Source organism: Hyphomicrobiales bacterium (assembly GCA_002869065.1).
In the GTDB taxonomy this organism is placed as follows: domain Bacteria; phylum Pseudomonadota; class Alphaproteobacteria; order Rhizobiales; family Rhodobiaceae; genus Rhodobium.
In genome coordinates this window covers 63055-78275 of sequence record PKTR01000004.1, presented here as the reverse complement: position 1 = coordinate 78275, position 15221 = coordinate 63055, and the positions used below count along the sequence as shown (strand labels likewise).

Annotated in this window: 13 protein-coding genes; 9 read left to right on the top strand and 4 right to left on the bottom strand. The window is 63.4% G+C overall.

Annotated features, from left to right (window positions below):
* Positions 1–128: 128 nt before the first annotated feature.
* The gene (locus C0606_12840) at positions 129–2015 is read right to left on the bottom strand and encodes a glycosyl transferase family 1 (protein ID PLX36705.1); all 1887 of its coding nucleotides are present in this window, start codon (positions 2013–2015) and stop codon (positions 129–131) included.
* Between the two features lie 198 nt (positions 2016–2213).
* On the opposite strand from C0606_12840, the gene C0606_12835 reads away from it, so the two are divergent.
* Positions 2214–2570, top strand: coding sequence for a hypothetical protein (locus C0606_12835; GenBank protein PLX36704.1), 357 nt, complete (start codon positions 2214–2216; stop codon positions 2568–2570).
* A 150-nt stretch (positions 2571–2720) separates the two neighbouring features.
* On the opposite strand, the gene C0606_12830 is transcribed toward C0606_12835, so the two are convergent.
* Complete coding sequence (locus C0606_12830; GenBank protein ID PLX36703.1) at positions 2721–3236, bottom strand: damage-inducible protein DinB; 516 nt, start codon at positions 3234–3236, stop codon at positions 2721–2723.
* A gap of 322 nt (positions 3237–3558) precedes the next feature.
* Between C0606_12830 and C0606_12825 the strand changes: the two genes are divergently transcribed.
* The 3 genes from C0606_12825 (at position 3559) to C0606_12815 (ending at position 6687) form a co-directional block, all read left to right on the top strand.
* Positions 3559–3981, top strand: a complete 423-nt coding sequence (locus C0606_12825) for a nucleoside-diphosphate kinase (GenBank protein ID PLX36702.1) — start codon at positions 3559–3561, stop codon at positions 3979–3981.
* Between the two features lie 235 nt (positions 3982–4216).
* A complete protein-coding gene (locus C0606_12820; protein ID PLX36701.1) occupies positions 4217–6301 on the top strand; it encodes a dehydrogenase in 2085 nt (694 codons plus the stop codon).
* Positions 6302–6375: 74 nt separating this feature from the next.
* Entirely contained in the window at positions 6376–6687 is a 312-nt protein-coding gene (locus C0606_12815; GenBank protein ID PLX36700.1) for a hypothetical protein, read from the top strand.
* Between the two features lie 49 nt (positions 6688–6736).
* Here the strand turns inward: C0606_12815 and C0606_12810 are convergent, their stop codons facing one another.
* Entirely contained in the window at positions 6737–7390 is a 654-nt protein-coding gene (locus C0606_12810; protein ID PLX36699.1) for a phosphoribosylglycinamide formyltransferase, read from the bottom strand.
* A complete protein-coding gene (locus C0606_12805; protein ID PLX36698.1) occupies positions 7390–8478 on the bottom strand; it encodes a phosphoribosylformylglycinamidine cyclo-ligase in 1089 nt (362 codons plus the stop codon). The genes C0606_12810 and C0606_12805 overlap by 1 nt, the downstream gene beginning before the upstream one ends.
* 145 nt (positions 8479–8623) lie before the next feature.
* Between C0606_12805 and C0606_12800 the strand changes: the two genes are divergently transcribed.
* The 5 genes from C0606_12800 (at position 8624) to C0606_12780 (ending at position 15093) form a co-directional block, all read left to right on the top strand.
* A complete protein-coding gene (locus C0606_12800; protein PLX36697.1) occupies positions 8624–9256 on the top strand; it encodes a CDP-alcohol phosphatidyltransferase in 633 nt (210 codons plus the stop codon).
* A complete protein-coding gene (locus tag C0606_12795; protein PLX36696.1) occupies positions 9253–10335 on the top strand; it encodes an AI-2E family transporter in 1083 nt (360 codons plus the stop codon). The genes C0606_12800 and C0606_12795 overlap by 4 nt, the downstream gene beginning before the upstream one ends.
* Before the next feature lie 6 nt (positions 10336–10341).
* Positions 10342–11079, top strand: coding sequence for a hypothetical protein (locus C0606_12790; GenBank protein ID PLX36695.1), 738 nt, complete (start codon positions 10342–10344; stop codon positions 11077–11079).
* A gap of 287 nt (positions 11080–11366) precedes the next feature.
* Positions 11367–13568 (top strand): RNA degradosome polyphosphate kinase, encoded by a 2202-nt coding sequence (locus tag C0606_12785; GenBank protein ID PLX36694.1) that lies wholly within the window; start codon positions 11367–11369, stop codon positions 13566–13568.
* Complete coding sequence (locus C0606_12780) at positions 13531–15093, top strand: exopolyphosphatase (protein ID PLX36923.1); 1563 nt, start codon at positions 13531–13533, stop codon at positions 15091–15093. The genes C0606_12785 and C0606_12780 overlap by 38 nt, the downstream gene beginning before the upstream one ends.
* The last annotated feature ends 128 nt before the right edge of the window (positions 15094–15221 follow it).

Sequence of the window (15221 nt, the reverse complement as noted above, 5' to 3'; positions counted from 1 at the left end):
GCTGTTCTAACGTGGTTTCAAATCCATTTATATTTGGAAATTGTTTTTATGTTTCAAATAAATATCTGATTAACCCTGTGGCGGCGGACGCGCTCGAGTGCTTTCCCGCAGGGTGCACAAGAATACGCCTATTCGGCTGTTGCTTCTTCGTACTCCGCCGACATTTCGAGCCAGGATTCTTCCGTGCTGGCGATTTCGGCGGCCGTGTCCGAACGCTTCTTGGAAAGCGCTGCGCCCTTGGCGGCGTCGGAGGTGAAAAGCGCGGGGTCGGCGAGTTGCGCGTCGAGCTTTTCGAGTTCTGCGTTCAGCTTTTCGATGCGCTTTTCGGCATCCTGGATCTGCTTGCGAAGCGGTGCCATTTCCTTGCGGCGGGCCGCGGCGGCGCGGCGGCGATCCTGCGCCGAACCTTTCCCGTCATCATCGGATTTTGCCGTGTCATTTGCAGGGGCGCCGCGGCGCAGAACGAGGCGACGGTAATCCTCCATGTCGCCATCGAAGGGCGAGACGGTGCCGTCGGCGACGAGCCACAGCCGGTCGGCTGAGGTTTCGACCAGATGGCGGTCGTGGCTGATGACGATGACGGCGCCGTCATAGGCGGCGAGCGCCTGCACAAGCGCCTCGCGGGCATCGATGTCGAGATGGTTGGTCGGTTCGTCGAGCACCAGCAGGTTCGGCCCGTGGAAGGTGGCGAGGCCGAGCAGCAGGCGGGCCTTTTCACCGCCGGACAGATCGCGCGCCGGCGTTTCCATGCGGTCGGTCGGCAGGCCGAAACGGGCGACGCGAGATCGCACCTTGGCTTCCGCCTCGTTCGGCATCAGCGCGCGAACATGGGCGACCGCCGACTGTTCCGGCTTCAATTCGTCGAGCTGGTGCTGGGCGAAGAAGGCGACGTCGAGCTTCGGCGCGCGGGTGATCGATCCTGCCTCGGCCTCGAGACGGCCGGAGATCAGCTTGGCGAGCGTCGACTTGCCGTTGCCGTTCTGGCCGAGCAGGGCGATGCGGTCGTCATGGTCGATGCGCAGCGACACGCGTGACAGGATCGGCTTGCCCGGCTCGTAGCCGACCGCGACCTTGTCGAAGGCGAGGATCGGTGGGGCGAGCCGCGTCGTCGGTTCCGGGAAGGAGATCGGCTGCATGTGGTCTTCGATGACGGCGGCGATCGGCGTCATCTTTTCCAGCATCTTGAGGCGCGACTGGGCCTGGCGGGCCTTGGTCGCCTTGGCGCGGAAACGGTCGACGAAGGCCTGCAGGTGGGCGCGCTGAACGTCCTGTTTTTCCTTCGCCTTTTGCTGCAGCACGAGCTGTTCTCGGCGCTGACGGTCGAACTGGTCGTAGCCGCCGCGGTAGATGGTGAGCTTGCCGTGCTCCAGATGGGCGATGTGGTCGACGGCGCTATTCAAGAGGTCGCGGTCGTGGCTGATGAGTACGACGGTCTTCGGGTAGCGGGAGAGGTAGTTCTCCAGCCACAGAGTGCCTTCGAGGTCGAGATAGTTGGTCGGTTCATCGAGCAGGAGAAGGTCCGGCTCGCAGAACAGCACGGAGGCGAGCGCGACGCGCATGCGCCAGCCGCCCGAAAAGTCGGAGCAGGGGCGCTGCTGGGCGTCGTTGTCGAAGCCGAGACCGGCAAGGATGGTGGCGGCGCGGGATTCCGCCGCGTGCGCATCGATGTCGGCGAGGCGGGTGTGGATTTCAGCGATGCGGTGCGGATCGTCGGCGGTCTCGGCTTCGGCGAGAAGCGAGGTGCGTTCGCTGTCGGCGGCAAGCACCCAGTCGATCAGCCGGTCCGGTCCGCCGGGGGCCTCTTGCGCGACGCGGCCGAGTTTTGCCGCGCGCGGCATCTCGATCTCGCCGCTTTCGGGCGCGATCTCGCTGCAGATCAGGCGGAACAGGGTGGTCTTGCCCGTGCCGTTGCGGCCGACGAGCCCGACCTTCATGCCGTCGGGGATCGTCAGGGACGCTTTGTCGAACAGGGTGCGTTCGCTGAGCCGGTAGGTGAGATCGGTGATGCGCAACATGGATGCTTGGTGGCCGATCCTGACGCCGCGTGCAAGATCAGAAACGCGCGGTTGCGCCGTTTTTGCATTGCTGTGGTGAATGGGTGAGGGCGGGCGGCCGTGATTTCGCCCTGTCGGCCGTGTAGAGCTTTTCGCAACGCTGCGCCGCTACGGTCGTCGCAGAATGAGAATGGAGGGCTCTGTCGTATGGCTCCAAGGATGTCCGCCTGTTTCGCCGCCGCTCTGTCGATCCTGATCATGGCCGGGCCGGCGCTCGCTGGTGAGGGCGACAGGATCGTTCAGCAGCCGGGCGGTTCCTACCGGCTGGAAGCCACCTATCTGGCGCCGAACGGCTGCTATCGGATCGAAAGCGTCGAGATCAAGCCGGTGATGCAGAGCGGCTACGCGCCGGTGATCGTCGAAATCGGCGCCCATGGCGAGATGTGTACCATGGCGCTGAAGCCGCTGATGGCGACCGCGACGCTGCCGCCGCATCATGCGTTGCGCGGCGCTCTGGTCGATTTCCGGCAGGACGGCCGGCTGCTCGAACAGCGGCGCGTCACGATCGATCCTTGAGATTCAAGAGTCCGGTTTTCGGAGTCTTGAATCCAGTTCCGAATATCAAGAGTCGGCTTTTGGCTTTCAAGACTCTCGTCACGTGCATGGTTGCGGACACAAAAAAGGCGGGCTTTTGGCCCGCCTTCGGTCTGCTGCACTGAGAAGGGGTCAGGCGGCCGCCACGCCGACGCCGATGTCTTCCTGGAAGTGGATCATGTCGATCGGCGCCGGCTTGTAGCCAAGCTGGCGCAGGAAGGCGTGGATCTGGCCACGATGGTGCGCATGGTGGGTAAAGAAGTGCGCCATGGCAGCCAACAGCGGCTTTTCGACCAGTACCGGTCGCCGCGTGGTGCGGAACAGGATCGGCCGCTCGAAGTCGACGTCGGTCATCTGCTGCACCAGCGACAGGATGCGTTCGTCGAGCACGACGCGGGCCTCGCGCAGGTCGGCGAGGTCCTCGAACAGGATATCGTCGACGGAGGTGAGGATCTCGCCCTCATTACTGAACCGCGCCAGCCAGACCATGTCTGCGGCGTACATGTGGTTCAGTGTGCCGTGAACGGAACGGAAATACGCGCCAATGTCGCGGTGATACTCTTCTTCGGAAAGTTCCGCACTGGCCTCGTAAATGATGCCGTTGGCCCAGGCATTGTATTGCGCCTGCATTAAGAAAAATTTCTTCATCGTTCCGCCTCACCCGATGTCGCCCGGCAAGTCGCCGCAGGATTTATTCTATTGGAATGACGGATTTCTGCAATTCCACTGGGACAAAATGGCGCGAATTCAGCGTCTTTAACCGCTCGTTATGGTTAACGTGCCTGTTCCAAGGGCGCTTTCCTGCTGTTGTTTTAGGCAAAAAGGGGAAAGCTGGCGGCGGATTGCGGGGTGGGGCGGCAGGCAGGCTCAGCGTTTCGGCGAAAACGCCCGCTTGCCGGGGCGTTGCGGCACGGCTATACGTCGCCGCAACATTCAACCGACACCCTCTCGATACACAAGGAAGGATCCCATGGCGATCGAACGCACGTTCTCCATGATTAAGCCCGATGCCACCAAGCGTAACATCACGGGCAAGATTGTCGACCGGCTGGAAAGCGCCGGCCTGCGCGTCGTGGCGCAGAAGCGGGTCTGGATGACCCGCGCCGTCGCCGAAGGCTTCTACGCCGTGCACAAGGAACGCCCGTTCTTCGACGAACTGTGCGAATTCATGAGCTCCGGCCCGACCATCGTGCAGGTTCTGGAAGGCGAGAACGCCATTGCCAAGAACCGCGAAGTGATGGGCGCGACCAATCCGGCCGACGCCGCCGAGGGCACCATCCGCAAGGATTTCGCCGAGTCGCTCGGCGAGAACTCGGTGCACGGTTCGGACGGCCCGGACACGGCCGCGGAAGAAATCGCATACTTCTTCGCGCAGACCGAAATCGTCGGCTGACGTTTCTTTCTGCGAATGAATTCGGAACGGGCCGGCCTCTCGCGGGGCTGGCCCGTTTTCTTTTTGGCGCGGCGGTCGACGTTCTTCTTTGTGACGTCGTGGCGGGTTATGCTCTGCGCCACATCGGGGCGGGCCGGCGGCTTGCCCCGCAGCGTTTTTCAGTCAAAGCGCGTCTCCCAAAAGTGGATACCGGTTTTGGGCTAAAGACACGCGGCTCAATGCCTACGAGGTGGTGATGACGTTCCATATCGGTCACTCGACCTGTCCGCATGATTGTCCCTCGACCTGCGCTCTCGATGTCGAAATCGACGAGAACGGCAGGATCGGCCGGCTTCGCGGCGCCAAGGACAACTCCTATACGGCCGGTGTCATCTGCGCCAAAGTCGCGCGCTATGCCGAGCGTCTCTACAATCCGAAGCGGGTGCTGAAACCGCTGAAGCGTACCGGGCCGAAGGGTTCGGGTCAGTTCACGGAAATCTCCTGGGACGACGCGCTCGATATCGTTGCCGAGAATTTCCTCAAGGTCGAGGCCGAGTTCGGCGCGCAGGCGGTGTGGCCGACGCATTACGCCGGCACGATGGGGCTGGTGCAGCGGGATTCCCTGCAGCGGCTGCGCTATTCGAAGAGTTACTCCCGCCAGTTCGACAGTTTCTGTTCCAACATGGCGACCACCGGCTTCGTCGGCGGCACCGGCAAGCTCGCCGGTCCCGACCCGCGCGAGATGGCGAAGTCGGACTGCGTCGTCATCTGGGGCACCAATCCGGTCGCCACCCAGGTCAACGTCATGACGCACGCAGTGGCTGCGCGGAAAAACCGGGGCGCGAAGATCGTCGTCGTCGATGTCTACCGTACCGAGACGGCGAAACAGGCCGACATGGCGCTGATCCTGAAGCCGGGCACCGATGGCGCGCTCGCCTGCGCGGTGATGCATATCCTGTTCCGCGATGGCCATGCGGATCGAGCCTATCTCGAGCGTTACGCGGAAGGCACGGAAGCGCTCGAAGCGCATCTCTCCACGCGTACGCCGCAATGGGCGGCCGAGATCACCGGGCTTTCCGTGGAGGAGATCGAGACCTTTGCGCGGCTGATCGGGACCACCAACAAGACCTTCCTGCGACTCGGTTACGGCTTCACTCGCCAGCGCAACGGCGTGGTCAGCATGCATGCGGCAATGTCGATCGCAACGGTCGCCGGGCTCTGGCAATACGAGGGCGGCGGCGCATTTCACAACAACGGTGCGCTCTACAAGCTCGACAAGACGATGGTCGAAGGGCTCGATGTGCTCGACACTTCGGTGCGTGCGCTCGATCATTCGCGCATGGGCGAGATCCTCACCGGCGAGGCGGAAGCACTGCTCGGCGGGCCTCCGGTCAAGGCGGTGTTCACGCAGAACACCAATCCGGTGCTTGTCGCACCGGACCAGAACAAGGTGCGCAAGGGGTTTTTCCGCGACGATCTGTTCGTCTGCGTGCACGAGCAGGTGATGACGGAAACCGCCAGGATGGCCGACATCGTGCTGCCGGCGACCATGTTCCTCGAGCATGACGATATCTACCGTGGCGGCGGGCACCAGTATTTCATGCTCGGCCCGAAGCTTCTCGAAGCGCCCGGCGAGGCGCGCGAGAATGTCGATGTCATCGCGGAGATTGCCAAACGCGTCGGCGCCGAGCATCCGGGCTTTGCTATGTCGGCCCGTGAGCACATCGACTGGATGCTCCAGCGGGCCGATCTCGGCTCTTACGATGAGTTGAAGGAAAAACGCTGGATCGACATGCAGCCGGACTTCGAGACATCGCACTATCTCAATGGCTTTGCGACGCCGAGCGGGCGCTATCGTTTCGCCGTCGACTGGGCGACGGTTGATTCGCCGTGTAAGGCGGGACCGTTCGGTCCGGTCGAGGCGATGCCGTCGCTGCCGGATTTCTGGCCGGTGATCGAGGCGGCCGACGACGAGCATCCGTTCCGGCTGACGACGTCGCCGGCGCGGAACTTCCTCAACTCGACCTTCAACGAGACGGAAACCTCGCTCGCGCGCGAAGTTCGGCCGGAGGTGATGATCCACCCGAGTGCGGCGGAGCGGCTTGGTATCGCCGAGGGCGATCTGGTCGAGATCGGCAATATGCGCGGCACCGTGCGGCTGCATGCGCGGTTGTTTGACGGTCTGCAGCAAGGGGTTCTGGTGTCCGAGAGCATCTGGCCGAGCGAGGCCTTTGTCGACGGGCGGGGCATCAACTGCCTGACCGGATCGGACCCGATTGCGCCCTATGGCGGACCTGCCTTCCACGACATCAAAGTCTGGCTGAAACCGGCGGCGGCTTGATCCCCGACGGATTTTGTTGAAAAAACAATAGCTCAGGGGCGCGAGTCACAAGATCGGGTGGAGGCCAACGAGCGATGCGGCATTTCAAGACAGTCATGTTGGCGGCAATGAGCGCGAGCGTTCTGGGCGCGGGCATTACGCTCACTGCGAGCCCGGCGGCAGCCGGCAGCGCCGACGAGACGCGGGTGGCCATGGTCGACGACTGTCTCTATAGCGAATGGAAATATCCCGGCCGCCGCAAGAAGGCTGCCACGGCGTGCAAATGTGCGGCGAAGAAGGCGATCGGCACGCTGTCGAAGGCAGACGCCAGCGACACGGGCTGGAGCGGCGGGCTCACCAGCACGCAGAAGGCGGCGTGGCGCGACGCGCTGAAGAGCTGCAAATAATCTTCAAGAATGTTCGAATCTGAGCCGGGCGGGCTGCTAGCTGGCCCGCTCAGTCGTCCTTCGGCCACAGGAAGGGGGGCGGCACCGGGCCGCTGTCGTCGTGGATCACCCGATCGTCGACGACGCGCACGGCGCCCGAGGCAACCAGCGCCAGTGCCTTCGGGTAGATGCGGTGCTCGGCGGCGAGCACGCGTTCGGAGAGCGTGTCTTCGCTATCGGAGCTGAGCACCGGCACAGCGGCCTGGATGATGATCGGGCCGTCGTCCATTTCAGGCCGGACGAAATGCACCGTGCAGCCATGCAGGCGGACGCCTGCCTCGATGGCGCGCGCATGGGTGTTGAGGCCCTTGAACGAGGGCAGCAGCGAGGGATGGATATTGATCATCCGGTCGCGCCAGCGCTCGACGAAATGGGGCGTCAGCAGTCGCATGAAGCCGGCAAGACAAACGATGTCGGCGCCGCTTTCGGAGACCGCGGCTGTCAGGTCGTCCTCGAAGGCCTCGCGGTTCGGATAGTGCTTGTGGTCGACGATGGATGTGGCAATGCCGGCCGCTGCAGCCGTTTCCAGACCCTTGGCGTCGGGCCGGTTGGCGATGACGACGGCGATTTCGGCCGGGTAGTCGGGATCGCGGGCCGCTTCGAGCAGGGCGGCCATGTTCGAGCCGCGCCCGGAAATGAGGATCGCTACCCGTTTCTTGCCCATCAGGCCGCGCCTCCGAGCGTGAGGTGATTGTCGTAGACGACCGCGTCGCTGTCGCGCGGCTCAAGCGTGCCGAGGCGGACGACGGTTTCGCCGGCCTCACCGAGCATCGCCGCAACCTCGTCGGCGCGGTCCGCGGCGACCACGACGGTCATGCCGATGCCGCAGTTGAAGGTCCGCAGCAGTTCGTTCTCGTCGATTTTGCCGAGCTCGGCCAGCCAACCGAAGACCGGCAGGGCGGGAACGGTCGCCAGATCGATACGAGCGGCCAGTTCGTCGGGCAGCACGCGCGGCAGGTTCTCGGTCAGCCCGCCGCCGGTGATGTGGGCGAGCGCCTTGATCGCGTCGCCGGTTGCCTTCAGCGCGGCGATCAGCGGCTTCACATAGATGCGGGTCGGCGTCAGCAGCGCGCGGGCGAGCGACTGCTCCGCGTCGAATGGTGCCGGCGCCTGCCAGTCGAGACCATGATCGGCGACGAGACGGCGGACCAGCGAATAACCGTTCGAGTGCACACCCGATGAGGTGAGGCCAAGCACCACATCGCCTACGGCAAGCGTTGCGCGCGGCAGCACGGCGTCGCGCTCCACCGCGCCGACGGAGAAGCCTGCGAGGTCGAAATCGTCGCCGCCATACATGCCGGGCATTTCGGCCGTTTCGCCGCCGATCAGCGCGCTGCCCGCCTGACGACAGCCTTCGGCGATGCCGGCGACAACAGCGGTGGCGGCCTCGACGTCGAGTTTTCCGCAAGCATAGTAGTCGAGGAAGAACAGCGGTTCGGCACCCTGTACGACGAGGTCGTTGACGCACATGGCGACCAGGTCGATGCCGACCGTGTCGAAGGTCTTGGCTTCGATGGCGACGCGCAGCTTGGTGCCGACGCCGTCGGTCGCGGCGACGAGCAACGGCGATGTGTAGCAGGCCGCGGCGAGGTCGAACAGGCCGCCAAATCCGCCGATGGAGCCCATCACGCCCGGCCGCTCGGTGGAGCGGACAGCGGGGCCAATGGCCTTGACCAGCGCGTTGCCAGCGTCGATATCGACGCCGGCCGCAGCATATGTGTAGCCGCTCGGTGTATCGTCAGAACCGCTCATGACAGCCTGCCTGCCTCACTTGAAAAGCTTGCTTGGAATCGGTGAGGCATCCAAACCATATGGGGCTGAGAAAGCAAGCGGATTGCTCGGTTTTCGGGGGATATGGGCGGCTTTTTTCTTTGCAAAGCGGGCAATCCCCGCACATATGGGGCAAGGGCCTTCGGGAGGAAACCGGGTGACGATACCCAACCTGATAACGGTGCTGCGTCTGTTGCTGGTGCCCGTGATCGTCTGGCTGCTCGGCGCCGGGCACTTCACGGCCGCGTTCTGGGTGTTCGTCGCCGCCGGCATCTCGGACGGAATCGACGGGTTTCTGGCGCGCAGTTTCGACATGGGAAGCGAACTCGGCGGCTATCTCGATCCGATCGCCGACAAGGCGCTGCTGGTGTCGATCTTCGTCATTCTCGCCATGATCGGCGAAATCCCGCTGTGGCTGACATTGATGGTGGTGAGCCGCGATATTCTGATCGTCGGCGGCGTCCTGCTTGCCTGGATGATCGGCCGCCCGGTGGCGATGAGGCCGCTTTTCATCAGCAAGTTCAACACCGCCGCGCAGATCGTTTATGCGTCCGTGGTCGTTGCCGATCTCGCCTTTGCGTTCGATCTGTCGGGCCTGCGCGCGACGGGGCTGGTCTTCGTTGCGGTCTTGACGCTACTTTCGGCGGCAGCCTATCTCATCGACGGGCTGCGCCATCTGACCGAAGACGACGATGTCTCCGGCGATGCACAAGGCGATGGCGGCGCCGGAGACCACCAGTCGGGGAACAGCGGAGCATGACGCTAAGCCGTCAGATATCGTTCTGGATCGGCACCTTCGTGGTGCTGATGCTGTTCCTTTATGTCTTCCGCGACATCCTGCTGCCGTTCATCGCGGGGATGGGGCTCGCCTATCTGCTCGATCCGGTCGCCGACCGGTTGGAACGCATTGGCTTCAGCCGGATGTGGGCGACGGTCTCCATCCTGTTGATGTTCCTTTTGTTGTTTCTTCTGACCCTGATCATTCTCGCGCCGGTGCTCGGCCATCAGCTTGCCGGCTTCATCGAACGGCTGCCGAGCTACGCGTCGGCGCTGCAGACGCTGATCGCCGATTTCGCCGACGGACGCGAGAACACGCTGCTCGGAATGAGCCGCGAGGATCTGCAGGTGCAGATGGGCGACCTGTTGACGCAAGGCGCGAGCTGGCTCGGCAAGCTCATGAAATCGCTATGGAATGGCGGTCAGGCGCTGCTTTCTATCCTGTCTCTGTTCGTGGTCACGCCGGTGGTTGCGTTCTATCTGCTGTACGACTGGGACCGCATGATCGACTCGATCGATTCCTGGCTGCCGCGCGATCATCTTGACGTCATCCGCCGTCTCGCCAACGAGATGAATGACGGCGTCGCCGGCTTCCTGCGCGGCCAGATGGCACTGTGCCTCATTCTCGCGGTCTATTATGCGGTGGGCTTGAGCCTTCTCGGGCTCAATTTCGGCTTGCTGATCGGCCTCACCGCCGGTTTCGTCAGCTTCATTCCCTATGTCGGGGCGTCGCTCGGCTTCGTGCTTTCGGTCGGCGTCGCGCTGGTGCAGTTCATGCCGGACTGGGTGATGATCGTGGCGGTGTTCGTCGTCTTCGTGGTCGGCCAGTTCCTCGAGGGCAATATCCTGCAGCCGAAGCTGGTCGGCCAGAGCGTCGGCCTGCATCCGGTGTGGCTGATGTTCGCGCTGTTTGCCTTCGGTTATCTGTTCGGCTTCGTCGGCATGCTGATCGCCGTGCCCGCAGCGGCGGCGGTCGCCGTCCTCGTCCGCTTCGCCCTGACGCAATACCTTGCCAGTCCGCTCTACCGCGGCAAGGACGCGCCGGCGACGCCGGAGGAGTAGGCGGCAATGGCGGGCAGGGGCGAAGGTCAGCCGGCACAATTGCCGCTCGTGCTGCCGTTAGAGACGGCGCTCGGACGCGATGATTTCCTTATCGGCGACAGCAACCGCGTGGCGATCACGCTGATCGACCGCTGGCCGGACTGGCCCGCGGATGTCGTGCTGCTGGCCGGCCCGGTCGGCGCCGGCAAATCGCATCTGGTGGCGATCTGGCGCGAGCGGGCGAACGCCACGGTGATTACGGGTGCGGATCTCGGTGCGACGGATCCCGTGGCGCTTGTTGCCGGTGGCGCACTGGCGATCGAGGATACCGACAACGGACCGATCGACGAGACGGCACTATTCCACTGCCTAAATGCGGCGCGGGCGGCGGGCGCGAGTGTGCTGATAACCTGCCGGCAATGGCCGCAATCCTGGGGGCTGACCCTGCCGGATCTGGCGTCGCGCCTGCGGGCGGCGGCACCGGTTGAAGTCGGCGAGCCGGACGACGAACTTCTCAAGCATGTTCTCGTGAAGCTGTTCGCCGACCGGCAGCTCTCCGTCGAACCGTCGGTGATCGACTATCTGGCCGTGCGCATGGAACGTTCGCTGGCGGCGGCGGCAACGTTGGTCGATGCGCTCGATCGCGAGGCGCTGGCAAATCGGCGCGGTGTCACGCGGCCGATGGCGGGCACGGTCTTGCAGCGGCTTTGGCAGGGCGGCGCGCATGGTTCCGAGGCGCCGGACGAGGCGCCAGGGTCGGCGTAGGGCGTCAGCCTGGAGCTGGCGACCATCGGGCGCGGGCGGCGAAGAAAAAAACGCGCGGCGTTGGGCGATTTTGTCATATTTTTGCGGTATTGGTGACGTTGATCACATGACACGATCCCGGTCGGATGAGGAGCGCGTCACGGCGCTGGCCGTCTGCGCCTTTTTCATCGATCCCGCGCGCTCTTTGTCGTTTCCACTCTAGCGAAGGCGGACAGGGTTTTCCGGTATCGTGCCGCGCCCGCACGATTGTGTGCGAACCAGAAAAAACATTACGCCGAGGTTGATTGATGGACGCTCCCGATACCGCCAATTCCGGTCATGACGAGAAGCCCGCGCCCGTGAACGACGCGGCCGAGGCGCTTGCCGGCAGTCCGGCGCGTTTCATGAACCGGGAATTGTCGTGGCTGCAGTTCAACCGCCGTGTGCTCGAGGAATCGGCCAATCCGAATCATCCGTTGCTCGAGCGGCTGCGGTTCCTGTCGATCTCGGCGAACAACCTCGATGAGTTCTTCATGGTGCGCGTCGCCGGCCTGAAGGGACAGCAGCGCGAAAAGGTTGAGTCACAGAGCATCGACGGGCTGACGCCGACCGCGCAGCTGGCGCGCATCCGCGATGCCGTGACCGGGCTGCAGAGCGAACAGCAGCAGCGCTGGGTGGCGTTGCGCGACGAACTCGCTTCGGCCGGCATCTTCATCGTGACCGAAGAGAACTTGTCGCAGGCCGATGTGGACTGGCTGACCGATCAGTTCCTGATCAGCATGTTCCCGGCGCTGACGCCGCTTGCGATCGATCCGGCGCATCCGTTCCCGTTCATCCCCAATCTCGGCTTCTCGTTGATCCTCAACCTCGTGCGGGAAGGCGAAGACGAGACGATGACGGCGTTGTTGCGCATCCCGCACAAGCTCGATCGATTCATCCAGCTTCCCGACCCTGAAGACGCGCCGGGCGTTGCCCGTTTCATCGCGCGTGAACATGCCATCAGCCTGTTCATCACCCGCCTGTTCCCGGGCTACACGGTCAAGTCGAAGGGCGCTTTCCGGGTCATTCGCGACTCGGACATGGAAATCGACGAAGAGGCCGAAGATCTCGTGCGTACCTTCGAGACGGCGCTGAAACGCCGGCGTCGCGGTTCGGCGATCTGGCTCGAGATCGAGTCGGCGACGCCTCCGGGTCTGCGCAATTTCGTGGCCCGCGCGCTCGATGTTTCCGAAGAGGAGGTGTTCCTTGTCGATGGTGCCCTGGCGCTCAACGATCTGTCGCAGCTCGTCGATGTCGATCGCCCGGAACTGAAGTTCACGCCGTTTTCCGCGCGTTTCCCCGAACGGATCCGCGAACATGGCGGCGATTGCTTTGCGGCTATCCAGCAGAAGGACATCGTCGTTCACCACCCCTACGAATCGTTTGACGTGGTGGTGCAGTTTCTCAAGCAGGCGGCGGAAGATCCGGACGTCATCGCCATCAAGCAGACACTCTACCGGACCTCGAACAACTCACCGATCGTCAAGGCGCTGTCGGAAGCCGCCGAGGCCGGCAAGTCGGTCACGGCGGTTGTCGAGCTGAAGGCGCGTTTCGACGAAGAGGCCAATATCCGCTGGGCGCGCGACCTGGAACGCGCCGGGGTGCAGGTCGTCTATGGCTTCATTGAATTGAAAACGCACGCAAAATTGTCTCTGATCGCGCGCCGCGAAGGGGGCAAGCTCGCCACCTATTGCCATATCGGAACAGGCAACTACCACCCGGTGACCGCGCGGATCTATACCGACCTGTCGTACTTCACCGCTGATCCGATCATCGCCCGCGATGTCGCCAAGATCTTCAATTTCATCACCGGCTACGCGGCGCCGACGGCGCTGACCAGGATGGCGGTTTCGCCCGTCTCGATGCGCCGGATGATCGTCGACAATACCCGTGCCGAGATCGAAAACGTCAAGGCGGGCAAGCCGGGCCAGGTGTGGGCGAAGATGAATTCGCTGGTCGACCCGGAGATCATCGACACCTTTTACGAGGCCAGTCAGGCGGGCGTTCAGATCGATCTCGTCGTGCGCGGCATCTGCTGCCTGCGTCCGGGCGTGCCGGGCATGTCGGAAAATATCCGGGTCAAGTCGATTGTCGGGCGGTTTCTCGAGCACAGCCGCATCTTCTGCTTCGGCAATGGCGACGCGCTGCCGAACAGGGGCGCGCGTATCTTCATCGGCTCGGCCGATCTGATGCCGCGCAATCTCGACCGGCGGGTCGAATCTGCCGCGCCGATCGAAAACGAGACCGTGCACGAGCAGATTCTCGATCAGATCATGGTCGCCAACCTCCGCGACAATCAGCAAAGCTGGCGGCTCTTGCCCGATGGCAGTCACGAACGCATAGTGTTGGGTGAGAACGAAGAGCCGTTCAATGCTCATCAGTACTTCATGACAAACCCGTCGCTGTCAGGACGTGGCCAATCCCTTGCAGAACATTCCCCACTCTCCTTCACAAGCCGTCGCAAGCGTTGATCCGGCTGCATCGAATCACACCTCGCCCGGGCGCCTGAGCGGATCGGGGCCTGTCGCCGTTGTCGATATCGGGTCGAACTCTGTTCGTCTGGTCATCTACGAACGGCTGACGCGCAGCCCGACGGTGCTTTTCAATGAAAAGGTGCTGGCCGGGCTCGGTCGCGGCGTATCTTCGACGAACCGTCTCGGCGAGGAGAATGTCGAGCGGGCCTTGGCGGCGCTGCGCCGCTTTCGCCGGCTGGCCGATCAGGCTGGCGTAACGCAGATGTGGGTGCTGGCGACGGCTGCCGCGCGCGAGGCCGAGAACGGCCCATCCTTCATTGCCGCGGTTGAAAGCATCGCCGGGGTCAAGGTCGAGGTCCTGTCGGGACGCGAGGAAGCGGAACACGCCGCACTCGGCATCCTGTCGGGTATCTGGCGGGCCAATGGCGTTGCCGGCGATCTCGGTGGCGGCAGTCTCGAACTGGTCGATATCCGCAACAACGAGGTCGGTGACGGCAAAACCTTCCCGCTCGGCGGCATCCGATTGCAGGATCTGGCCGAAAACTCCGTACGCAAGGCGGAACGGATCGCTGAGGAAACCCTGCGCGGCTGCGACCTGCTCGGCGGTTGCGAGGGCCGCACCTTCTACGCCGTCGGCGGGACGTGGCGCTCGCTCGCTCGGCTCCATATGCACGAGACCGGCTATCCGCTTCATGTGATGCATCACTATGCGATCCCGGCGGGCGAAGCGCTCGACTTCTGCCGCATGGTGGCGCGGACGGACCTCGACGCGGTCGATTCGATCGACGTCGTATCGCGCTCGCGCCGTGCGCTGCTGCCGTTTGGGGCTGCCGTGCTCGAGCAGGTGATTCGCATGGGGCGGCCGAACGAGGTTGTCATGTCGGCGCTTGGCGTGCGCGAGGGTCATCTTTTCGGCCAGCTCGGCGCGGAGGAACAGGCACAGGACCCGTTGCTCTCGGCGTGCGAGGAGCTGGCGCTGCTACGCTCGCGGTCGCCGCGCCATGCGGCCGAGCTTGTGTCGTGGACGGAGAAGCTGTTCGAGGTTGCCGGTATCGAGGAAAGCGCCGACGAGCGGCGTCTACGGGCGGCGGCCTGTCTGCTCGCCGACATCGGCTGGCGCGCGCATCCCGATTATCGCGGAGAGCAGAGCCTGAACATCATTGCCCATGCGGCCTTTATCGGTATCGATCATCCGGGCCGGGCGTTTCTGGCGCTGTCGAACTTCTACCGCCATGTCGGGCTGGTCGACGAGGGGCTGAGCCCGCGCATCCGCGAGCTCGCCACGACGCGACTGAAGGAGAGGGCGCGTTTCCTCGGCTCCGCCTTGCGCGTCGCCTATCTGATCTCCGCGTCGATGCCGGGTGTCATCCCGCGCACCGATATCGATTTCGATGAGGAAGACGACGAGCTCGTTTTGCGGTTCCCGTCCGACCTTGCCGATCTCGATGGAGAACGGCTGCGCAAGCGCCTCGTCCAGCTCGGCAAGCTGATTGGATGCTCCACGCGCATGGAGTTCGGTTGACGGCGTTTTCGAAGGTGCGGATGCCTGGAGCTGTTCTGGTTCGAGCGAAACCATTCGCACAAAAGAAGATATTCCTATAAATGGCAGAATATGTTTGCGTGCCATATGAATTTAGCTTCAATGGCTTA